22 protein-coding genes and 1 riboswitch are annotated in these 21522 nt (G+C 43.6%); of the genes, 12 read left to right on the top strand and 10 right to left on the bottom strand.

The window, feature by feature from the left end; genetic code table 11:
• Window positions 1-70 precede the first annotated feature (70 nt).
• Entirely contained in the window at window positions 71-853 is a 783-nt protein-coding gene (locus CEG13_RS09615) for a class I SAM-dependent methyltransferase (RefSeq protein ID WP_100011666.1), read from the bottom strand.
• 115 nt (window positions 854-968) lie between these two features.
• Here CEG13_RS09615 and CEG13_RS09610 point away from each other — a divergent pair, with 115 nt between their 5' ends.
• Window positions 969-1307: a YqzG/YhdC family protein gene (locus CEG13_RS09610; protein ID WP_239984615.1), complete on the top strand. Its 339-nt coding sequence runs from the start codon at window positions 969-971 to the stop codon at window positions 1305-1307.
• A 9-nt stretch (window positions 1308-1316) separates the two neighbouring features.
• Here the strand turns inward: CEG13_RS09610 and CEG13_RS09605 are convergent, their stop codons facing one another.
• Together CEG13_RS09605 and CEG13_RS09600 are read right to left on the bottom strand one after the other, a co-directional pair.
• On the bottom strand, window positions 1317-1886 hold the full coding sequence (locus tag CEG13_RS09605) for a histidine phosphatase family protein (protein WP_100011665.1): 570 nt from the start codon (window positions 1884-1886) through the stop codon (window positions 1317-1319).
• 27 nt (window positions 1887-1913) lie between these two features.
• Window positions 1914-2450 (bottom strand): GNAT family N-acetyltransferase, encoded by a 537-nt coding sequence (locus CEG13_RS09600; RefSeq protein ID WP_100011664.1) that lies wholly within the window; start codon window positions 2448-2450, stop codon window positions 1914-1916.
• A 352-nt stretch (window positions 2451-2802) separates the two neighbouring features.
• On the opposite strand from CEG13_RS09600, the gene CEG13_RS09595 reads away from it, so the two are divergent.
• From CEG13_RS09595 to CEG13_RS09585, 3 genes are all read left to right on the top strand, one after another.
• A complete protein-coding gene (locus CEG13_RS09595) occupies window positions 2803-3216 on the top strand; it encodes a hypothetical protein (RefSeq protein ID WP_100011663.1) in 414 nt (137 codons plus the stop codon).
• An 18-nt stretch (window positions 3217-3234) separates the two neighbouring features.
• Complete coding sequence (locus tag CEG13_RS09590) at window positions 3235-5466, top strand: molybdopterin oxidoreductase family protein (RefSeq protein WP_100011877.1); 2232 nt, start codon at window positions 3235-3237, stop codon at window positions 5464-5466.
• A 364-nt stretch (window positions 5467-5830) separates the two neighbouring features.
• Window positions 5831-6997 carry a TraB/GumN family protein gene (locus CEG13_RS09585; protein ID WP_100011662.1) on the top strand — a complete coding sequence of 389 codons (1167 nt, stop codon included), beginning with the start codon at window positions 5831-5833 and terminating at the stop codon, window positions 6995-6997.
• Window positions 6998-7041: 44 nt separating this feature from the next.
• On the opposite strand, the gene CEG13_RS09580 is transcribed toward CEG13_RS09585, so the two are convergent.
• On the bottom strand, window positions 7042-7401 hold the full coding sequence (locus CEG13_RS09580) for a Lin0512 family protein (protein ID WP_100011661.1): 360 nt from the start codon (window positions 7399-7401) through the stop codon (window positions 7042-7044).
• A 140-nt stretch (window positions 7402-7541) separates the two neighbouring features.
• Between CEG13_RS09580 and dacB the strand changes: the two genes are divergently transcribed.
• Complete coding sequence (gene dacB / locus CEG13_RS09575) at window positions 7542-9053, top strand: D-alanyl-D-alanine carboxypeptidase/D-alanyl-D-alanine endopeptidase (protein WP_100011660.1); 1512 nt, start codon at window positions 7542-7544, stop codon at window positions 9051-9053.
• 57 nt (window positions 9054-9110) lie between these two features.
• Here the strand turns inward: dacB and CEG13_RS18595 are convergent, their stop codons facing one another.
• On the bottom strand, window positions 9111-9278 hold the full coding sequence (locus tag CEG13_RS18595) for a Spo0E family sporulation regulatory protein-aspartic acid phosphatase (protein WP_143469663.1): 168 nt from the start codon (window positions 9276-9278) through the stop codon (window positions 9111-9113).
• A gap of 111 nt (window positions 9279-9389) precedes the next feature.
• Entirely contained in the window at window positions 9390-9569 is a 180-nt protein-coding gene (locus CEG13_RS09570) for a monooxygenase family protein (protein WP_239984614.1), read from the bottom strand.
• Window positions 9570-9629: 60 nt separating this feature from the next.
• On the opposite strand from CEG13_RS09570, the gene CEG13_RS09565 reads away from it, so the two are divergent.
• Window positions 9630-11048: a YfcC family protein gene (locus CEG13_RS09565; protein WP_100011658.1), complete on the top strand. Its 1419-nt coding sequence runs from the start codon at window positions 9630-9632 to the stop codon at window positions 11046-11048.
• 231 nt (window positions 11049-11279) lie between these two features.
• On the opposite strand, the gene CEG13_RS09560 is transcribed toward CEG13_RS09565, so the two are convergent.
• The 3 genes from CEG13_RS09560 to CEG13_RS09550 are packed head-to-tail and all read right to left on the bottom strand — an operon-like array spanning window position 11280 to window position 12720.
• Entirely contained in the window at window positions 11280-11774 is a 495-nt protein-coding gene (locus CEG13_RS09560; RefSeq protein ID WP_100011657.1) for a DUF4188 domain-containing protein, read from the bottom strand.
• A gap of 38 nt (window positions 11775-11812) precedes the next feature.
• Window positions 11813-12160, bottom strand: coding sequence for a DUF4260 domain-containing protein (locus tag CEG13_RS09555; protein WP_100011656.1), 348 nt, complete (start codon window positions 12158-12160; stop codon window positions 11813-11815).
• 11 nt (window positions 12161-12171) lie between these two features.
• Window positions 12172-12720, bottom strand: a complete 549-nt coding sequence (locus tag CEG13_RS09550) for a PadR family transcriptional regulator (RefSeq protein WP_100011655.1) — start codon at window positions 12718-12720, stop codon at window positions 12172-12174.
• 157 nt (window positions 12721-12877) lie between these two features.
• Here CEG13_RS09550 and rlmH point away from each other — a divergent pair, with 157 nt between their 5' ends.
• Window positions 12878-13357: a 23S rRNA (pseudouridine(1915)-N(3))-methyltransferase RlmH gene (gene rlmH, locus CEG13_RS09545; protein ID WP_100011654.1), complete on the top strand. Its 480-nt coding sequence runs from the start codon at window positions 12878-12880 to the stop codon at window positions 13355-13357.
• A 184-nt stretch (window positions 13358-13541) separates the two neighbouring features.
• Here rlmH and gdhA read toward each other — a convergent pair whose 3' ends face one another.
• Complete coding sequence (gene gdhA / locus CEG13_RS09540) at window positions 13542-14924, bottom strand: NADP-specific glutamate dehydrogenase (RefSeq protein ID WP_100011653.1); 1383 nt, start codon at window positions 14922-14924, stop codon at window positions 13542-13544.
• Window positions 14925-15086: 162 nt separating this feature from the next.
• Between gdhA and gltC the strand changes: the two genes are divergently transcribed.
• From gltC to CEG13_RS09515, 5 genes are all read left to right on the top strand, one after another.
• On the top strand, window positions 15087-15989 hold the full coding sequence (gltC, locus tag CEG13_RS09535) for a glutamate biosynthesis transcriptional regulator GltC (protein ID WP_100011652.1): 903 nt from the start codon (window positions 15087-15089) through the stop codon (window positions 15987-15989).
• 126 nt (window positions 15990-16115) lie between these two features.
• A riboswitch (PreQ1 riboswitch) is annotated at window positions 16116-16162 on the top strand.
• Between the two features lie 120 nt (window positions 16163-16282).
• A complete protein-coding gene (queF, locus tag CEG13_RS09530; RefSeq protein ID WP_100011651.1) occupies window positions 16283-16783 on the top strand; it encodes a preQ(1) synthase in 501 nt (166 codons plus the stop codon).
• Between the two features lie 473 nt (window positions 16784-17256).
• Window positions 17257-17907 carry a 7-cyano-7-deazaguanine synthase QueC gene (gene queC / locus CEG13_RS09525; RefSeq protein ID WP_100011650.1) on the top strand — a complete coding sequence of 217 codons (651 nt, stop codon included), beginning with the start codon at window positions 17257-17259 and terminating at the stop codon, window positions 17905-17907.
• Window positions 17908-17918: 11 nt separating this feature from the next.
• Complete coding sequence (locus CEG13_RS09520; RefSeq protein WP_100011649.1) at window positions 17919-18452, top strand: VUT family protein; 534 nt, start codon at window positions 17919-17921, stop codon at window positions 18450-18452.
• 565 nt (window positions 18453-19017) lie between these two features.
• Window positions 19018-20952 carry a hypothetical protein gene (locus CEG13_RS09515; protein ID WP_100011648.1) on the top strand — a complete coding sequence of 645 codons (1935 nt, stop codon included), beginning with the start codon at window positions 19018-19020 and terminating at the stop codon, window positions 20950-20952.
• Window positions 20953-21522 lie beyond the last annotated feature (570 nt).

Below are 21522 nucleotides of genomic sequence, written 5' to 3'. Positions count from 1 at the left end.
CATCGATTCATTTCCAAAAAACATAATCTCGCTCTTTCATCCCCCGTATACTTAATCGGAAAATGGTACTTCAGCTCGGTTTCATTTTCACCGATCTGGTTGCCATGAAACATTTAATGTATTGATCAAGAGCCCGGTTTCCTCCGAAGTCGTCTTCATACATTCCTGTGATAACAAACCCTGCATCAATCTGTCCCTGAATTTGATCTTCCAGCGTATGGCTGAACTCGATCGTATGTTTAGCCTGAATATAGGCTTTTGTTTCCTCATCTGTAAGCGGATCAAGCGAGGAATAGGGAATGCTGTTGGCCACGACCAAATTGCCCTTATCATCCTGTTCTTCATCGAAAATATATAACACGGGGTTCATGAATCCTGAAAGAAGCATTCCTTTGTCTTTCAGCACCCTCGATGCTTCTTTCCAGACAGGTAATATGTCTTTTGCGAAAACATTGGAGACCGGGTGAACAATGAGATCGAATTGTTCATCTGCGAAAAAATGGAGGTCTGCCATGTCGCCCTGAACAGTTTTTAATGATAACCCTTCCCGCTCGGCAACAGCCTGGTCACTGGCCAATTGCTTCTCAGACAAGTCAACCACAGTGACATCACCGCCTGCCGCAGCCAGCACTGGTCCCTGCTGCCCGCCGCCGGACGCCAGGCAAAGGATGTTCAAACCCTTCAGTGAGGCAGGGAACCATTCCCTCGGTACCGCTTTAGTCGGAGTCAAATAAATCTGCCAATCCCCTGACTTGCTTCTACTTATTATTTCCTGCGATACGGGTTTCGTATATGGCGATTCATCTTCAACTTTTTTATCCCACGCCACGCGGTTTTGCTTGATAATATCCACCTTCACTCTCTCCTCAACTTAATTTTTTGTCGATATTTCCCGGGAAATATCGACCATTTCCACTTGAATAGTAATCTGACAGCGAGCAAATACTGAGAAAAAGGAGCTGTTATTCATGAAGAAATTGATGCTTATCTTTCTTATGCCTTTACTGCTCGCCGGCAATCTGGCCGTGGTGGAAGCAACACCCGCCGGGCCTGCAACGGATAAAGAAATTCCGCCATATGCAAAATGGGGCAGGATGGCGGTTAAAGAAACAATGAAGGAATATCCGGAAGCGAAAATTGTCGACTATATGTATCAAGGCAGTCATACGAGTGATGATATCACGGTGCAAACCTTCAAATTATGGCTGAATGAAAATGACAAAGAGTTTGGCGTTTACGTGAAGATAGAACATGACCGGGAAACCGAGAAGGTCGAGAAAATTACATTTGAAGAGACAGACAGGTGAAGCCCTTAATCAGCCCAAATGCTCCACCCGGTTATAGTCCTTCACATTCCATTTGTTTTCCTTGAAATGAATGTTGCTGATGCAGGCATTGAGCAGTTTTGGCTTACCATGGCCGATTTCCCCGTTGGACACATGCGTGAGAATCGCTTTAATGACGGCACCGTGAGCCACTAGCAGGACACTTTTATCTGGATAATCGAGGGTGATTTGATTGACTCCTGCTATCACTCTCTGGGTAAAGTCCTCGATTTCCTCTTGATTGGGAAATATTTTGTCCGGATGTTTTTTCCGCCGTTCTTCTAAGGTCATGCCCTCTCCATCACCGAATGACCGCTCCTTGAAATCTTCCATCACAACTAGTGGCAGCTGGAGTTCATTATTAATGATTTCGGCGGTGCGTCTAGCCCGTTTGAGCGGACTGGCAAGCAACACGTCATAATCTGCCGCATCGAGAAATGCCGCACAGGCTTCAGCCTGCCGGATCCCTGTTTGATTCAGCGGGATGTCCGTTTTTCCCTGCAGTCTGCCTGTCGCATTCCAATCCGTTTCCCCATGCCTGATTAAACAAATCGTTGTCACAGCAAAAACCCCCCATTTAATTATAAATTAGTGCTTTCTCCATTCATCTTTCAGCATCCCGTATACCACATGATCAACATAGTGACCATACAGCCATTCTGCCTGGCGAATCTGTCCTTCTTTCACAAATCCCAACCGCTCCGGAATCGCACGGCTTTTCAGGTTCTGATCCGCTGCCCGGATGTCCACTTTGTTCAGGGAAAGGGTGTCAAAAGTATAATCGACCAGCGCGCTGCACACCTGTGTCATCACGCCATTCCCCTGAGCAGCGGGGCTGAGCCAGTAGCCAATATAGCCAATCCTGTTCGCCCAGTCCAGTTGGTTAAAACCGCAAGCACCAGCGAGTTTCTTCTGATAGATTACAGCTCCTGTCAGCCCTGTTTCTTCTTTATTTGCCTTTAGCGTGCCCTCGATGAAGTTGAGCGAATGCTCCGGTTTGGTGGTCGCATCCACCCATGGCAGCCACTCCCTTAGTATTTCCCTGGACGTGTCGGTAAGCCGGAACAGCTCGTCCGCATCTTCTTTAGTGAATGGCCTCCATGTAATAGAATCATTGATTTTCATCCCGGAATCCTCCCATCAAAGTGACTAGATAATTTAATATTATACCATAACAATGGTCTGAAAAAATAAAAATATTTAAGGAAAATATGCCACTTTTTCTAGACTGGTTTCGATTATAAGAAAAAATGGGGTGATGGGACGAGTGAGATGGCGGGCGAGTCCAGAGCGGAATCGAGCGAGTATCAGATCAAATCGGGCGAGAACACCATCGAGTCGAGCGAGTTCAGGGCCCAATCGGGCGAGTCCCACACTTCAAATCGTGCAACTACACCCAAATTTCCCAACACCCTCCGTGTTTCAATAACTGAATTTGTGGTAAACAAGTTTATAAATTCGAAAAAGGGGTGAAGCTGTGGCTGATTTGTATTCGTACTTACATGAGATTGACCAGACAGTGGATCAGGTGCTCACAAGGCTGCCGATCCACGAAGACCCGTGGGAAGTAAGGTTCCAGCGTTTGCTGCAGGAGAAGAAAGCAACATTGCAAAACGTGCTGAAGGAGCTGAAGAAGGAAGAGCCGGAAAAAGATGCGGTCATCAAATGGCTGAAAATCATTTACCGTGATGATGAGACGGCAAAGCTGAATTTCCATTCGTGGAAGCGGATTGCCCTGCAGGATCACACCGTAGATGAGGACAAACTCGACAAAATTGAAGAATTGCTCGGTCATACGAAGGAAGAGCTCAATGAAATGGCACAGCATACCGGCTTTTTGACAGAGGATGACATGCGGTTTATCGCACCGCCATTATACTTAAAACATTAAAAGGAAGAAGGGATGAACATGGCGTGGGGACCCACGAAACAAAATATCCATGTGGAACAAGGAGAGGAAGTCGATCATTGGGTGCATAGCACTTGCAATCTGTGCTCAATCGGCTGCGGCACAGATATTGCTGTGAAAGACGATCACATCATCGGCATCAGAGGGAACAAAGACCATTCGATCAACTTGGGACGGCTTGACCCCAAGGCAAAAGACCAGTGGATTCCCAATAACAGTGAGGATCGGCTGCTGACACCGCTGATCCGCGATGACCATGGCAAACTGCAGCCTGCCAGCTGGGAGGAGGCCATGTCGCTGATTACCAGAAAAGCGAAGGAATCGATCGAGAAGCTCGGGCAAAACAGTATCTCGATTTATTCAACAGGCCAGGGTTTCCTGGAGGATTATTATACCATAGCCAAGATTGGCCGCGCCGGAATCGGCACTCACCTGCTTGACGCCAATACCCGGCTGTGCACCGCCACGACCGAATGGTGCCTGCTGCAGTCTTTTGGCTCGGACGGCGTACCCGCGGCGTTTGAAGACTTGGATGAAGCGGAGACCGTGATGCTGTTTGGACACAACCCGGCCGAAACCGGCACTGTTCTGTTTGATCGCATCATGGAACGCAAGAAAAAGACAGGAAAACCATACTTAATTGTCGTCGATCCAAGGGAAACTCTATCAGCCAAGGAAGCAGATTTGCATCTGAAAATCCATCCAGGAACCAATGTTGCGCTGCTGAATGGTCTGCTAAACTATGTTGTGGAGCGGGACTGGTTGGATCACGATTATATTAACGCGCACACGATTCAATTTGCGGAAATGAAAGAATCACTCAAAGGATGGGATATCGAGCGCACGAGCGATGTGACCGACATCCCGGTGGACGAACTTACCCGGGCAGCAGAGCAGCTTGGCCAAACCGGAAGTCTTGTGTCGACCACCTTGCAGGGCGTGTATCAAAGCAATGATGCGACCGCGACCTGTGTGGCGATCAACAACCTTCACCTGATGCGAGGGCTGATCGGCAAGCCAGGCTCCGGACCGCTGCATCTCGCCGGACAGCCAAGCTCCTCAGGAAACCGCACCGTTGGCGGGGTGGGGACCTATCCGGGCAACCGCAATCCGGAGAACCCTGAGCATTTGAAAGACATTGCCGAGCTGTGGAATGTTGATGAGAAAAAGCTGCCGACCGGACCGGAAAAAGGGATCATCAAGCAACTGGAGCTGATGGAAAGCGGGGAGATCGGCTTTTTCTGGAATATCCATACCAATCCGCTTGTCTCGCTGCCGCATCGCGAAAGAGTGAGAGAAGCAATGAAAAAACCATTTGTCGTGGTGCAGGATCCATTTTTAACCGCCACCACCGAGGTAGCAGATGTCGTCCTGCCGCCGGCGATGTGGGGCGAAAAAACTGGTACGATGGAAAATGGCGACCGCACGATCAATGTGCTGCGCAAAGCAATTGAGCCGCCAGAAGGAGTTAAATCCGACTTTGACATCCTGCTGGAATTTGCCAGACGCATGGACTTCCGGGACAAGGACGGCAACCCGCTGATTGATTACAGCGAGCCGGAAGAGGCGTTTGAGGAATGGAAGAAAGTCTCTGCAGGCAGACCGTCCGATATGACCAGCATGACCTACGACCGGCTCGAGCAGGAAAACGGTATCCATTGGCCGGCGCCAAAAGACAAGCCGGAGGGCACGGTAAGACTGTACTCCGAGGGTCATTTCCCGACAGAGCATGATGTGGCCCAGTCGTTCGGCAAAGATATTGATACAGGGCGCCCGAATACCAGTGAGGAGTTTGCAGAGCTCAATCCAAATGGAGAGGCGATCTTCCATCCGACACATTATTTCGGCACACCGGAGAAACCAAAGAAAGACTACCCGATGTGGCTCAACACCGGCCGGATCATCTGGCACTGGCACACCCGCACCAAGACAGCACGGAGTCCATACTTGGATGACAAAGCGCCGGAAGCTTATGTCGAAATTCATAAGACTGATGCAGACAAACTTGCAATCAAAGAGGATGAGGTCGTGCGCATCACCTCTCCAAGAGGAACAATCGACGTACCCGCGCGAATTGGTGACGTGGTACGCCAGGGCGAAGTATTTGTGCCATTCCACTACGGCGATTGGGAAGGCGAACAGGCTGCGAATGAGCTGACGCATGAATCCGTTGATCCGCTTTCGCATCAGCCTGTGTTGAAACACGCTGCTTGCCGGGTGGAGAAGATTTAATAGAGATTGAGGGAGGATCCCTGAGATGGGGTTTTCCCTTTTTTATGGGGAAATTCTAATTGCTTGGAGCGGCTAAATTCGTGGGCTCATTTGTTTCACACACAGCCCCGTTTGCACCTGTTCGTCCCGCTACCCGCAGCCAAATCGCGCGGACATCGCCTCAAGTCGCGTGGCCCATCCGCCAAATCGCGCGGACATCGCCTCAAGTCGCGTGGCCCATCCGCCAAATCGCGCGGACATCGCCTCAAGTCGCGCGCCCCACACCTCAAATCGCGCCACCCCATCAAAAAAACCATTTTTATTCCCAACACCCCCCACAAATAATGTATAATAAGGGAAATCACGCAACTAAGGAAGGTACAGCATGTCGGAGGAAAATATAACGCGCATCCAACTTGGACAAAAAGAACTGATTCTGATCGGAACCGCCCATGTATCGAAAAACAGCGCTGAACAAGTAAAGGAAGTCGTAGCTCAGGAACGGCCGGACGCTGTCTGCATTGAGCTGGACGAGCAGCGCTACCAGTCAATCATGGAAGGCAACCGATGGAAGAATATGGATATATTTAAAGTAATTAAAGAGAAAAAGGCGACCCTGCTCTTGATGAATTTGGCCATCTCCTCGTTCCAAAACCGGATGGCCAAGCAGTTTGGCATCAGCCCCGGACAGGAAATGATTCAGGGAATCGAATCGGCAAAAGAAACCGGTGCCGAGCTGGTGCTGGCCGACCGCAACATTCAAACGACATTTGCCCGCATCTGGCGCAATATCGGGTTTAAAGGGAAAGCACTCCTGCTCACACAGGTGATTGGCGGGATTTTCAGCAAGGAGACGATCAGCGAGGAAGAGCTGGAGAAAATGAAATCACAAGACACCTTGAATTCGATTCTCAAGGAGTTCACCGAGCATTTTCCGAAATTAAAAAAACCGCTGATTGACGAGCGGGATCAGTACTTATCGCAAAAAATCAAGGAAGCACCAGGGGACAAGGTCGTCGCTGTATTGGGAGCGGCCCACGTGCCCGGAATCAAGGAGGAAATCCATCGCGATCATGACCTGGAGCGGCTTTCCCAGGTGCCGCCGAAGTCCAAATGGCCAAAGATCATCGCCTGGTCGATCCCAATTTTCATCCTGGCGATCATTGCCTATACATTTATGATGAACCCGTCGGCCGGCGTACAGCAGTCGATCAGCTGGGTCATCTGGAATGGCTCGCTCTCCGCAATTGGAGCAGCAGCCGCACTAGGCCATCCGTTGACAATTCTGACCGCATTTGTTGTCGCGCCGATCACGTCACTGAATCCGCTAATCGCCGCGGGGTGGTTCGCCGGGCTGGCCCAGGCTTATATCAAGCGGCCCAACGTCGGCGATTTTGAGCGGCTGAGCGAGGATGTCTTTAATGTGAAAGGCTTCTGGAACAACAAGGTCACCCGCATCCTGCTCGTTGTCGTCCTGTCGAATCTCGGCAGTTCACTCGGCACCTTCATCGGCGGCGCAGATGTGATTCGCTTGTTCTTGGAAAATTTATAGCATGAAAAAAGCCTCTCTTTGACCGGAGAGGCTTTTGCATGTCATCAATACCCGACTTCCACCGCGGCATTCACGATATACATCATGTCATTGTCGTCCTCTTTATCCTTCAAAATAATCCCGCTCGAGGTGGCCATTCCACCCTCGGTGAGTTCCACATTCACATTGCCATAGGGGATCGCTTCCTTCACTTGGCTGGTATCAAGCTTGTCCCTGTCGAGCGGTACAGCCAGCCTTACATTCACCTGCATATTATCCAAACTTTCGCCAGGGAGAGCCTTTTCGATGCCAGGCATGGAATTATACCAGATGGCGTTCTCTGTCGCCCGGACAGCAGCCTTGGTGATATTTTGCCCATGAACATCAATTCCCGTCCCCGTTTGCACGAATAAAATCTGTTCCATTTCAAACACTCCTTTTAGAGAATCGTTCCGCACGTTCGGTTTACATAAATGCTTTTCCCGCGTCAGCTGGAGACGAAACACCTGAGGTTATGCCGGGGCGAATGTGGACATAAATATATTCAGGAAAGGATGTGCGTGACATGCGGGCAAAATGGGGAATTCCGGTTCTGTTGCTGGCGGGTCTTTTGTTGGTGGCATTGTCGCTGCCGCAGCAGGAAAACAATGTAATGATTCAGGCCTCGCAGGATGCATCCGGCAGCCTGGAGGAAAAAATAGATGCGGTGCTACAGGACGAGCGACTGGACGGGGCAGTCACCGGAGTGAGCGTCCGGCACGCTGGAACAGGTGAGCTGCTGTATGAGGAAAATGGAGACACCCGCCTGCACCCGGCTTCCACGATGAAGCTGCTGACTGGTGCTGCGGCGATGGAAACGCTCGGTCCCGATTATCGCTTTTCCACGGAAGTTTGGACTGATGGCGACGTGCGTGGCAAGACACTAAATGGAGATATTTATCTAAAGGGCAAAGGGGATCCTACCTTGCTGAAAGAGGACCTCGATCAGTTTGCCAAGGAGCTGAAAAAACAGGGGATCGAGCAAATCAAGGGTGATCTCATCGGTGATGACACCTGGTATGACGATGTCCGCTTGTCCCAGGATCTCAATTGGTCGGATGAGCCATTCTACACCGGTGCGCAAATCTCCGCCCTCACCCTCGCCCCGGACACCGATTATGATGCCGGCACTGTTATTGTGGAGGTGCATGCTGGCGAGGGCTCTAAGGTGAATGTGGAACTGACGCCAAAGACGGACTATGTCAAGGTCGTCAACAACACGACAATGGTCGCAGCAACTGAGGAGAAGAACATTGATATTGAGAGGCAGCATGGCAATAACACCATAGTGATTGAAGGGGAAATGCCAATCGGCGGCGCGAGTTCCAAATCGTGGGTGTCCGTATGGGAGCCGACTGGCTATGTCATGGATATGTTTAAAAAATCTCTTGAGGAGCAGGGAATCCGGCTGACCGGCGAATCTTCCATCAAATTTGCCGCAACACCGGAGGATGCGACCCTGTTAGCAGAAAAAGAGTCTCAGACAATCAAGGAGCTGTACACCCGCTTCATGAAACTGAGCAATAACGGACACGCCGAAGTACTGACAAAAGAAATGGGTAAAGTGCTCGAGGGTGAGGGTAGCTGGGATGCAGGGCTGGACGTGATTGGGCAGACAATGGAAAAGTTCGGCCTGAACACTGAGACCATGCTTTTGCGTGACGGCTCTGGCATGTCGCATAAAAACATGATCCCAGCTAATGAAATCACCAAATTGCTGTATGGGGTTCAGAAAGAAAACTGGTTTCCGACGTTTGAGGCATCACTGCCAGTAGCCGGCCACCCTGAGCGCTTTATCGGCGGCACACTAAGATACCGGATGATCGAAGCCCCCGTACAAGGGAATGTGCTTGCGAAAACTGGCACTCTGACCGGCATGTCTGCCTTGGCCGGCTACGTCACCACAGCTGACGGGGAACAACTCGCCTTCTCGATTATGATTAATAATTATCTGGCAGAGTCCGTGACGGATATTCAGGATGAGATTGCGAGGGTGCTTGCGGGACATGTGGTTGGAGACCCAGACCCCGGTCCCTAATGACAACAAAAAAGCTGTCTCCCTTTTTTAAAAGAGTGGGGACAGCTTTTCCCATGTCTATCTGCTGCTTACTACTTTCTGCAGATGATCCCTTTCCTGGCATAACTGATCCAGCTGCCGGGAAAGACGGATGATCTGATCCTGATTCAATTTGCTCTCACAAGCATTATGCAGCTTTGACTGCAGCTGCTGAATCCGGATATCCAATTCCTTCTCCGATTCCAAACTTCCACCACGCTTTCGATCATATAATTTCCCTTAGATGCACGACTCAAACGTGTAATTATTATATGGTGCGGTGCTTGTGATTAGAATATGGAAAGAGAGCTGTCATGTTCATGAACCTATATCCAACCGCTTAGCCGCAGAAACCGTATCCGGCACCACAGGCAAATGCTCCGCAGCCTTGCCAAGCCCATAGCGCGGCATGTTCCCATAAATCGCCTCATAATTGTCTATCTGAACCCTATAGGTTTCATGATAAATCCCAACCGTATCATTGGCGTCGATAAACAACTGGACATATTGTGGAAATATTGGTAATCTGGTAAGCAATTAAATTTTAGGAGGCAAAAAATGAGTAAAAATGGAAATGCAGAAGGAAATCCGGGCAAAGTTCCACACATTTATGTCATTTTGTTCATTATGATTGTAATCGCGTCCATTGCTACTTATCTTATCCCTGCTGGTCAGTTTGATAGAGTAGAAAATGAGAGTGGCGCAGCAATTATACAACCAGGTACTTATGAGAATACGGATGCCCCACCGGTTAGTATAATGGACTTTGTATTATCCATACCATTAGGATTGATTCAATCAGCTCCAATTATTTTTGGGATTATAATGATTGGAGGAATGTTTGCTGTTATCGAAAGAACAGGCATCATTGAAATTGGTGTGAATAAGTTAGCAAATGCCTTCGTGGATAAAGGATTATGGATTATTCCGACGCTCATGATACCATTTGCCTTATTTACGACTTTTACAGGTCAAATTGAACTTTCGTTGATTTACTTACCGGCAATCCTGCCACTCATTCTAAAGTTAGGATTTGATAAAATAACTGCAGGCGGTATTGTGCTGGTGTCTACTATTGCTGGTTTTGCGATAGCATTAACGGTACCAGCAAACCTGGGAACAGCCCAGCAAATAGCAGAACTTCCTTTTTATTCGGGAATTGGTTATCGCGTAGTAATTTTATTTTCCATTTTAGCAGTTGGCATTGTTTTTGTGTGGCGTTATGCCAAAAAGGTAAAAAATAACCCGGAATTAAGTATTGTTTCTGATGAAAGTCAGTCGACACAACAGTCTGGCCAAAGTTTAAATGACGTGTCCACAGCGAAAGCAACCAAGCGACAGCTTCTTACCGCATTCACTTTGTTGATATTATTCGGGATTGTTATTTATGGACTATTAGAATATGGCTGGTATTTTACAGAGTTGGCAGGTATATACGCTCTTATCGGAATTATTGCTGGACTAGTTGCGGGTTTAAGACCAAGTCAAATTGCTGAATCATTTAATGAAGGTTTTCAAAAGATTTTACTGGGAGCTTTTGTTGTTGGTATCGCAAGAGCTGTTGCAGTTGTTTTAGAGGAAGGCCAGGTAATGGATACCATTGTATATGGCTTGGGGCAAGTAGTTAGTGCAATTCCCGATTCTTTAACAGCTGTTATGATGATGGGTATCCAAGGTCTCTTAAATTTCCTGATACCATCCGGAAGCGGCCAGGCAATGGTTACTATGCCTATTATGACAGGGTTGTCTGACATCTCAGGTGTTACAAGGCAAACTGCAGTCCTCGCCTTTCTAATGGGAGACGGCTTTACAAACATTTTTTATCCAACTTCCGGTTACTTTATGGCTACATTGGCAGTCGGTGGTATACGCTGGGAGAAATGGATTAAATTTATATGGCCGCTATTACTGGTATGGTATAGTTTATGTATAATTTTTCTAATCATTGCTCAATTCATTAATTATGGTCCGCTGTAGAAGAGGTGAAAGGTATCTATGAACAAACCTTGCCACTATACAGTCAGAGATTAGGATATCTGCTGTTGGATATCATCGTTATTGTAATCAATAGTATCATTAGTAGTTTAACAGAAGACAGCTGCAGTTCACGCTTTATGGTTTATATAAAAAAACGGCCTTCTCATTCACTTGAGGGGGCCGTTTTTTTAGTATTTAATGATCTAATATATGGATATGAGAGTGGATCCGTCAGATGTGCCTCTGTTCCGAACTGAAATCCAACCGCTTGGCAGCAGAAACCGTCTCCGGCCCCACAGGCAAATGCTCCGCAACCCTGCCAAGCCCATAGCGCGGCATATTCCCATAGAACGCCTCATAATTGCCACTCTGGACCCTATAAGTCTCATGATAAATCCCAACCGAATCACTCGTGCCGACCTTTTGATTAAAATTCTTCCACGCTGCCAAATGCTTCTGCCCCCGCGCATACGCCAGAATGTCCTCAGTGGATTGCCAGTAGGTGATCATCACCGTTGTGCGCAGCCCAAAGTAACTCTCCATTGACAAAAAGCCAAGTTCCTCCTGATTTTCATAAAGTTCCCGAATCATCCCAGGCATCGCACGAAAAACCGGCAGCCATTTGCTGACAGCCAGCCTTTTATTCACACGCATGCCGATAAGAAAGACCGCGATGTCCCGGTCATTTGCTGTTGTATACCTGCCCGGATAGATAGAATTTCCCATTTTAAAAACCCCTTTCGTTTAATCAATTGCCCGTGGAACTAGACCCGATTCAAATGCGTATCCTTAAAAGCCGTTGGATACTTTAAACCATATCCAACCATGCGATCCATCCCAATGTGTGCTGTCCAAATCAATCCGATTGCCGTGACAGCTGGAGCGGATAGTAAAAGGCCGCACAGAATAACCCCAATCGACAGACTGTACGTATGAAACAAGTTATAAATCACCGCACCAACCCGATTATTCAGGAAATACCCAAGCATCGAAATATCCGGCGCCAGCAGCAAGATAAAAAACAACACCCAGCTGAACTCGCTAGCCCAATAAAAATAAACACTCAATGCCAAAACGGAAGACCCCTCAACATGCAAAAGAACTTTGTTCAACTTTCCTCCCCCTATCCCTCGCTAATAGCGCGCATCGTAGCATCACACCACTCAAGAGCCGCCTCCGTTAGGCGCTTCCCGTAATCAAGGGTAAAGAGCCAATAGGCCGCATCTGGTTGCGCGCACATATGGCTTCGAATCCGCTCCTCAATCATGGCATACGTCTGATAACGCTCCTCCAAATGCTGCCTGTACTGCTCCAACTGACGAATCGTCACATCTTTCTCCTGGTGCCGGCTGAAAAACAGCTTCAGAAGCATCTCATTCTTCTCCGGCGCCACCTCCCCAACCGGCGTTTCCAGCCACCGCCGCAGCTCTTCCTCCCCCTTGGAAGTCAAAAAATATTCCTTCCTATCAGGCTTCCCCTCCTCGGAGGTTGTCTCCACCGTCGCCAGCCCATCTTCCACCAGCTCTTTTAACATGGGGTAAATCTGCCCATAACTGATTTTCCAAAAATGATTCAAACTCTGATCAATCATCTGCTTGATCGCATACCCCGTGCGGCAATCCGTTGTCAACAGCCCCAAGATCGCATATTTCGTATGATTTTGTTTCTTCATTTCAACCACCTATCTAAATGATATGTATCATTTAGATATATAGTACCGGAAAAATTATACAATTGCAAGTAGAATTTTCCGTCATAATGCGGTTCTTGTCCCGGGTTTGTGGTAAACTAAGCATAAACAGAACATTCGCAGAAAAAAGGCGGTCCATATGAAAATTACCATCATCGCAGTCGGAAAATTAAAAGAGAAATACCTCAATCATGGCATCCAGGAATATCTAAAACGCCTCAGCGCCTATGCAACCGTGGAAATCAAGGAAACAGCAGACGAAAAGGCGCCCGAGAAGATGAGCGACGCCGAAATGCAGGAAGTGAAACGCAAAGAAGGCGAGCGAGTCCTTTCACACATCAGTCCGGACACCTATGTTATCACTCTCGAAATCGAGGGGAAAATGCTCTCCTCCGAGCAGCTCGCAGCCAAGATGGACGAGCTCGCTACATATGGGAAAAGCAAAGTGGCGTTTGTAATCGGCGGTTCGCTTGGGATTAGTGAGGAAGTGCAGAAACGGAGTGACCTGGCGTTGTCGTTTTCTAAGATGACGTTTCCTCATCAGCTGATGCGGCTGGTTTTGTTGGAGCAGGTTTATCGGGGGTTTCGGATTATGCGGGGGGAACCGTATCATAAGTGAATGAGGTTTTAATAGAGCAGAAAAGCATAAAGCATTAATCATAGATTCATCGGATGAGAGGAAAGCCCGAATACAATCTTAAAGGCTCAAAGAACAACATATAACCGGATAAACTTCACTGGCAGCAAAATGATGTGAATTGGGAGTGTATCCATCCGGTTATTTGTAATCTAAAAATTGTGGACTAGACAACACCATGTTCTATCATAGTATCGGCCACTTTTAAAAACCCCGCAATATTAGCACCGGCAACAAGGTTATCAGGATGGCCATATTCGTTTGCAGCTTTTACACTGTTTCGGTAGATATTGATCATAATCTGGTGTAGTTTCGCGTCAACTTCTTCAAATGTCCAGGAAAGTCTCATACTATTTTGGGCCATTTCTAGTGAAGATACTGCAACTCCACCTGCGTTAGCTGCTTTAGCTGGTCCGAAGAGTACCCGATTATTTAGGAACTCATCAATGGCTTCTAGGGTAGATGGCATATTTGCCCCTTCTCCAATTGCGATCACCCCATTAGCTACTAATAACTTGGCTGAATTCACATCGATTTCATTCTGAGTGGCACAAGGCAGAGCAATATCACAAGGGATTGTCCAGATTTCTGTGCATCCTTCATGGTATTCAGCATGAGGATGTTCTTTTACATATTCTGCAATTCTTTTGTTCTCCACTTCCTTCAATCTTTTTACAGTTTGGAGGCTTATTCCATTCTTATCATAAATAAAGCCGTTGGAATCACTGCATGCTATGACTTTAGCCCCGAATTGAGTGGCTTTCTCCATTGCATAAATCGATACATTGCCAGACCCTGATACAACCACGGTTTTTCCTTCAAAACTTAATCCTTTGTCTTTTAACATTTCTTGTACGAAGTAAACAGTGCCGTATCCAGTTGCTTCTGTTCTAGCGAGGCTTCCTCCATAACCAAGCCCCTTTCCAGTTAATACGCCAGCACGATAGCTGCCCATAATTCTTTTATATTGTCCAAACATATAACCAATTTCCCTGGCTCCCACCCCAATATCACCTGCGGGAACATCGGTATCAGGACCAATGTGTTTAGAAAGCTCTGTCATAAAGCTTTGCGTGAATCTCATAATTTCCCCGTCGGATTTTCCTTTAGGGTCAAAATCAGAACCACCTTTTCCTCCTCCGATAGGCTGGCCAGTTAAAGAATTCTTAAAGATTTGTTCAAAGCCTAAAAATTTAATAATGCTCGCATTCACGGATGGATGAAATCTTATTCCACCTTTATAGGGTCCGAGGGCACTATTGAATTGAACCCGGTATCCGCGGTTTACTTTGACATTCCCTTGATCATCGACCCATGGGACACGGAAGGTAATGATTCTTTCAGGTTCAACTACTTGTTCAAGAATTCCGCTCTCCATATATCTTGGGTGTTTAACAAATACAGGCACAAGTGAGTCAAAGATTTCTTTTACAGCCTGATGGAATTCTTTTTCGTGAGGATCACGTTTTTTTACTGCTTCATACACTTTGTTGACATAATCTTTGGCCTTTTGTATCTCATCTTGATTGATGTATGATATTGTTACCATTTTTATTCATACCCCTATATCTAAATTTTGATTGAAGCTTAGAAAAGAAAGTTCAGTTATTTTGCATAAATGTATTTTATAATTTATAATTAATCGAAGCAATACTTAATTTAGATAACATTAATGCCGAAATGAGATTAATTAAATTAGAAGGTGAACCTAATGGAATTAAAGCAAATCCAATATTTTATAGAAGTAGCCTTAAGGGAGCATGTAACGGAGGCTGCTCATGATCTGCATGTTGCACAATCCGCCATTAGCCGTCAGATTGTTAATTTGGAATCAGAATTGGGAGTTCCTTTGTTTATAAGGGAAGGAAGAAATGTAAAGTTAACCCCTATCGGGAGGATTTTTTTGGAGCATATGCAGCACGCCATGAAGGTTATCGAAACGGCGCAGCGTGAAGTAGAAGAATATACAGAGCCGGATCGTGGTACCATTCGAATTGGCTTTCCAAGCAGTCTGGCTACTTACATGCTTCCAAATGTCATCTCTGCCTTTCGAGAGTCTTACCCTCATGTGAAATTTCAGCTCAAACAAGGATCTTATCATCAGCTGGTAGATGCCGTTGTAAAAGGCGAAATGGATATGGCGCTCATCGGACCAGTACCAAAGCATAATAAAAACATTAAAACAGATATATTATTTGTTGATGAAATCGTCGCTCTCTTGCCATCTAATCACCCTTTAGCTGAAAATACCTTACTTAAACTCAGTCAATTGAAAAATGATTCATTCGTTTTATTTCCTGAGGGGTTTATACTTCGGGATATTGTGGACAGCGCTTGCCAATTTCAAGGGTTCCAGCCCAAGGTATCATTTGAGGGGGAGGATATAGATGCAATAAAAGGATTAGTATCGGCAGGTCTAGGAGTAAGTTTGATCCCTGAGATTACGTTAATTGAAAATTTGCCACGGTCTACAGTCAAATTACATATCATGGAACAGCAAGTAACCCGTACAGTTGGGATTATTACGCCTAGTCAGCGAAAATTACTTCCCACAGAAAAAAATTTCTATGATTTTATAATAGACTTCTTTGAAACGGTTAGAAAATTTTCATAGCCAGGCAGAAATTTAATTATAGAACAATGGATTGGTGTTTTTTAACTTATAAATTTAAAAGTCCCATTTGACCTTTCCACCCAAATATTATATAGTATACTGAAGTAAAGAACGCCCGAACTAAGAATAAGAGAGGTTCATAGCTGATACCCTCTATAAAAAACTATGGAAACATGACTAATGCCATGTCCATAAACGGATGTGGCTTTTCTGTTTTTAACATAAATTTTTATAGAACATTGGTGAAGCCTCTCTTAAAAAGTGTTGGGAAACATGTACAAGGAGGCTTTTTTATGTCTGGCCGAAGCCAGAAAGAGGGTTTAAAAGATCTGTCCTTATTAGGCAATCAGAATAATAACTATTCATTTAATTATGCACCAGAGGTACTTGAGACAGTAGATAATCTTCATTCAAACCGTGATTATTTTGTGAAGTTTAATTGTCCGGAGTTTACCAGTCTTTGCCCAATTACACATCAACCTGATTTTGCGACGATGTATATCTCCTACATTCCTGATCAAAAAATTGTTGAAAGTAAATCACTAAAGTTATATTTATTTAGTTTTAGAAATCATGGGGATTTCCATGAGGATTGTGTCAATATTATTATGAACGATTTAATTAACTTGCTTGAGCCAAGATATATCGAGGTTTGGGGGAAATTTACTCCGCGTGGAGGTATTTCGATTGATCCATGGTGTAACTATGGGAAGCCAGGAACGAAATATGAAGAAATGGCGAATCATCGTTTAATGAACCATGATTTGAATCCGGAGAAAATAGATAATCGATAAAAGAGGAATGGAATAAGGAAGTGGTTTTTAGCTACCCTCGTGAACTACTCCCCACTTAGCTACGCTTGAAGTGGGAGCTTCTCACTTCCATAACGAAAGCAATTTTTCGTCTCCATGAGCGTTACTTTGGACAGTTCCTGCCCTAGATGTCCGACGATTCGGAGTTTCTTTTGCGCCTTGGATATTTTACACATGGAAGGACTCGCTTGGTTTTCGCATTATTAGTTTCTCCATGCAACCTCATATATCCAGTTATCAAAGAACGCTTCATAATGATATGGTAACACATGTTCGGACAATTAGCACGTTTAAAGACGCACTTGACCGAACCAATTCATTTCCACCTTATCGTTGGACTAAAGACATTCTCACGCTTGAAGATGGAGGCTTCTTGGCCAAAATGTTAAAAAACTAAGAAGAAGCAGCACTTTTTTCTTAGGGTGCTGTTTTTTCGTTACAAGGGAGTTCTGATAGTGAAGCAGGAGAAAGCAATCGTTGTGTTTAGTGGAGGTCAGGATAGCACAACCTGTCTGTTCTGGGCAAAAGAACGTTTTGAAGAGGTTGAGGCAGTGACGTTTGATTATGGTCAACGGCATCGTCTGGAAATTGAATGTGCAAAGGAAATAGCTGCGGAACTTGGTGTCAAACATCACATTCTTGATATGTCGCTCCTGAATCAGCTTGCTCCAAATGCATTGACACAAGAAGACATAAAGATAGAAGAGGGGGAAAACGGCGAGCTGCCATCGACTTTTGTTCCTGGTCGGAATCTGCTATTCCTTTCATTTGCTGGGGTTTTAGCGAGTCAATTAGGCGCTAAGCATATCGTGATTGGAGTCAGTGAAACAGATTTTAGCGGTTATCCTGATTGCCGGGACATTTTTATTAAATCGTTGAACGTAACTTTAAATTTATCTATGGATGATTCGTTTGTGATTGAAACACCGTTGATGTGGCTGGACAAAGCTCGTACTTGGGAGCTTGCTGATCAGCATGGAGTGCTAGAACTTGTCCGGGAAAGAACGGTAACTTGCTATAACGGTGTAATAGCAGATGGCTGTGGCGAATGCCCGGCTTGTAAATTGCGAAAAAAAGGGCTTGATGATTTTTATAGGAGAAAATAAGGAGCAATATCATGAGAATACTACTTTACTTATTATCTATTGTTATCGCTAATGTGGTAACGGCAGCATTTGCACCATTGCAGTTTGGAGTTTTTATTGTTCCAATGGGTACATTGTTCATTGGAGCGACCTTTATTTTTCGGGACATTGTGCAAAATAAATATGGCAGAGCGAAAACGTATCTGTTTATTTTTATCGCTTTAATTTTATCAGCGGCGGTTTCATTCATGCTTGGTGATACGTTATTTATTGTGATGGCATCGGTCATTTCATTTGTTGTCTCTGAAACAGCTGATACAGAGATCTATAGCCGATTGAAACTGCCATTGGCCTGGCGCGTGTTCTACAGTGGGATTGTTGGAGGAATATTTGATTCTGCAATATTCGTAGTCATTGGCTTGAGTCCGCTTGGGGCTAATATACTGCCTTGGGAGGCGGTGCCGGCTGCTATTTTAGGGCAGATTATTGTTAAGACTGTCATTCAAATGGTTGGGGCTCTGATTTTGAATCAGGTTCGTGTGAGTAAGGAAACTGGTTATGTGTGAAAAACCTTATTAGATGGCAGGAATAGTTCTTTCAATTGGCATGAAAATGAAATTGCGGATGGAATGAGCCACCTCTGCGGAGTTTTGAGCCACCATTTGCGGATAAATTAGCTAGTAAGTGCGGAGGAGAGAACCATTATGTAAGCAAAGGCGTCCCTTTTATAGATGACACAGCTCTACGATTGACCTCTTTTTTTGTGTACCTGTCACTTTCCGAGCCGTATCAACTTTGTCGAATAGTAAACATATGAACAGCAACTAAAAAATTCAGCTTAATATATACATTGCAGCCATTGAATTAGCATAAAACCATTTCAATGCTGTCTAATATTTCCCAACAAGCAGTGACTTTCTTCTACGCATTTACTGGCTCTTTCACTGGTAAATTCCTCTTCATCTATGATAAAAAAGACTTGTAAAGTTGGTACAAATTAGATCCAATAATTAGATTAACAAAAATAATGATTTCCTTCTTGGGATCTCAGTTAACGTTCAACATGCTATAATTATAAAAGGTTGAGTTTTAACTGATTTAAACTAATAAATATCTTAATGTGGTGATAACTTGAATTGGAAAATCTTTGAGGATGATTCATTCTATAGCCAAGTGCTTACTTATTGGTATGATGAATGGAATTCAATTTCTGAAGAAGTTAAAAATGGGATGATTGGTATCAATATTGTAAATATCAGGGTTGTTCTTTTAGACATTATTAATGAGTATGAATTAAATCAATTTGAAAGCGAAAATAATAGAAAAGTATATATCAAATTAATTGACTCTCTTATTTCTAAAAAATATATAAGTATTTATCGAGAAGAATTGCTTATTTTGAAAGAAAAATTAGAGAAGAAAGAAAAAAGAACAGTTTATGTTATCTCTAAAGAATTGTCTAGTTTAATTTCTAACCAAAGTTTTGCACATGCTCTATTTGATGAATTGTATTCAATTTTAGAGAAAAAATTATTTCAAAAAAAAGATCGATTAAAAATAAAAGAATTGACAAAAGAAATAATAGTTGATTTGGTAACCTCTGGAATGGATATTGAAGATGTTAAAAAATTAGTTTCAGAAACATTTCAATCGTATCAGATTCATGATGGAGATATATATATAATTTATAAAGAAATACCGGGAGAACTAAATACGGATGAAGAAAGAAAGGATTATATAGACGGTTTGAGTATTCAAGATCGATTGGATTTCTTCCGGAAAAAGCTACTTTCTTATGAAAACGAATATATTTTTATTTATCCTATTTGGGGTATGATTAAATTACCTCAAGAAAGTGATGATATTTCAATCTTTGGCTGTCAGTTGTATAGTCCTGATGTGGAAAAAATGTTTGGAGAAGGTGATTATTTTGATGAAACATTTGATATAAGCTACATCGGAGAGCGAAGTAAAGAGATTGATCCTAAAGATAGATATAAATATCGAAGTAGATGTAATGCAAAGATTCTAGTGACAGCAACATCTTTAAATTCTGCAGTAAAAATAGCTGAGTCAAAGTTTTCAAACTTATTGAATTTACTAAATCTGTATTATGGTCACAAGTACCACGAATTTTTTTGGGACGGTCAATATATAGGTCAAAAAGTCGATGAAGATTATGGCTCTTTCGGTACTTTGCTTGGTTCTAGTGATGATAAACAAATGAGAAGGAATCTAAGTAGGGATAACCCTAAATTTTTAAGCGATAAAAAATACGAAGATATCAAAAAAGTTTCACGTATTATAGAAGAATTAGGGAAAAGAGATTTGTATTATGAAGTAAATACTATCTTAAGTGTTATGGATATAATGTCACAGGCACGATGGCAGAATGAAGAAAATAAGCTTTTGAATTATTGGATTGCTATTGAGAGTTTAGCAAACATATCAAAGAAAGTTGAGCAATCTAAATTTAATTTCGTTAAAGAAACTATCTCTAATATGTATTTTCTTTGGGAACAACACAGACCTCTTCATGATCTTTTTAGATTAACCGAATTTTATAGCCGGAGTTCATATGAAAGAGATGATACTATAAATATACCGAATGATTTCCTTCATGATGTTGGAATTTATGTGTCTCGTTCTGAAGATTCTGTAGTCTCTTTAGTTCATTTTTATAACAGAATGGATGAATTAAAAGAGTATACTACAAAAGAAAGTTTTTTGGATGAAATTGAAAATACAATCACTTTTTATAAAGATAATAAAGAGGCCTTAAAACAATTTAGAGAAAAAAGAAGTGAAGTTAAATTAACTGTTGATTACATTTATAAGTGTAGAAATCAAATAGTCCATAATGGTTATGTTGATAAAAACCTTGTTCCATATCTAGTTAACTTTTCCGAGGCATATACAAATTCATTGTTTAATAGAATCTTGAACGTATATTCGGACGGACAATTTAATCTCCAAAATTACTTTATAAAAGAGATTTATGATGGAAATTTATTAGAAAGAAAGCTTTCTAACAGCACACCTTATAAACTTGGGTTGGATGAATAGTCATAATAAAATAGTTGTTTACGAGTGCCTGTAACCTCTCGAATGACTTCTGAAATCTTATTTCTAGAGTGACCAGTACTTGAATTATTGTTCATTGACCAATTTCTTCAAATAAAGTTCCAGAACCTTACGATAAAAGAGCCTCCTGTATAATTAAGTCATGTTTTTACTACGCCTTCTTATTATACAAGAGTTTTTTTATTTATCCTACTGGCTCTCTAATCCGCAGATGGTGGCTCTTTCCTCCGCAATCACTGGGTCGAAACTCCGCACTCGGGGCTCAATTCATCTGCAATAATCAGAAAAATACTGCACCCTTAAAGTTAGAGGAAAAAGCCTAACCTTTTGGGGTGTTTTTGTATAGGTAAAAAACACTTTTGCAATTATAATTATGGTAAGATTGATCTAAAATAACATCACATAATCAATTCAAAGAGGAGTACTTACCGTGTTCAATAAAAATAAACAACCAATTTTACTGTTTATCTTCATTACTGTTTTCATTGCTGGGCTGCTCGATTTAAAATATAAGGGATTATTTTATCAATTATTGCCTGGGCCAGTGCGGGA

Origin of the sequence: Lentibacillus sediminis (assembly GCF_002763455.1) — a bacterium.
Lineage (GTDB): Bacteria > Bacillota > Bacilli > Bacillales > Amphibacillaceae > Lentibacillus_D > Lentibacillus_D sediminis_A.
This window is presented reverse-complemented; position numbering and strand designations above follow the sequence as displayed.

Coding starts and splice junctions, on each gene's coding strand:
- CEG13_RS09610 (WP_239984615.1), top strand. CDS start 969: ATGAAGAAATTGATGCTTATCTTTCTTATGCCTTTACTGCTCGCCGGC.
- CEG13_RS09600 (WP_100011664.1), bottom strand. CDS start 2,450: ATGAAAATCAATGATTCTATTACATGGAGGCCATTCACTAAAGAAGAT.
- CEG13_RS09590 (WP_100011877.1), top strand. CDS start 3,235: ATGGCGTGGGGACCCACGAAACAAAATATCCATGTGGAACAAGGAGAG.
- CEG13_RS09585 (WP_100011662.1), top strand. CDS start 5,831: ATGTCGGAGGAAAATATAACGCGCATCCAACTTGGACAAAAAGAACTG.
- CEG13_RS09580 (WP_100011661.1), bottom strand. CDS start 7,401: ATGGAACAGATTTTATTCGTGCAAACGGGGACGGGAATTGATGTTCAT.
- dacB (WP_100011660.1), top strand. CDS start 7,542: ATGCGGGCAAAATGGGGAATTCCGGTTCTGTTGCTGGCGGGTCTTTTG.
- CEG13_RS09565 (WP_100011658.1), top strand. CDS start 9,630: ATGAGTAAAAATGGAAATGCAGAAGGAAATCCGGGCAAAGTTCCACAC.
- CEG13_RS09560 (WP_100011657.1), bottom strand. CDS start 11,774: ATGGGAAATTCTATCTATCCGGGCAGGTATACAACAGCAAATGACCGG.
- CEG13_RS09550 (WP_100011655.1), bottom strand. CDS start 12,720: ATGAAGAAACAAAATCATACGAAATATGCGATCTTGGGGCTGTTGACA.
- rlmH (WP_100011654.1), top strand. CDS start 12,878: ATGAAAATTACCATCATCGCAGTCGGAAAATTAAAAGAGAAATACCTC.
- gdhA (WP_100011653.1), bottom strand. CDS start 14,924: ATGGTAACAATATCATACATCAATCAAGATGAGATACAAAAGGCCAAA.
- gltC (WP_100011652.1), top strand. CDS start 15,087: ATGGAATTAAAGCAAATCCAATATTTTATAGAAGTAGCCTTAAGGGAG.
- queF (WP_100011651.1), top strand. CDS start 16,283: ATGTCTGGCCGAAGCCAGAAAGAGGGTTTAAAAGATCTGTCCTTATTA.
- CEG13_RS09520 (WP_100011649.1), top strand. CDS start 17,919: ATGAGAATACTACTTTACTTATTATCTATTGTTATCGCTAATGTGGTA.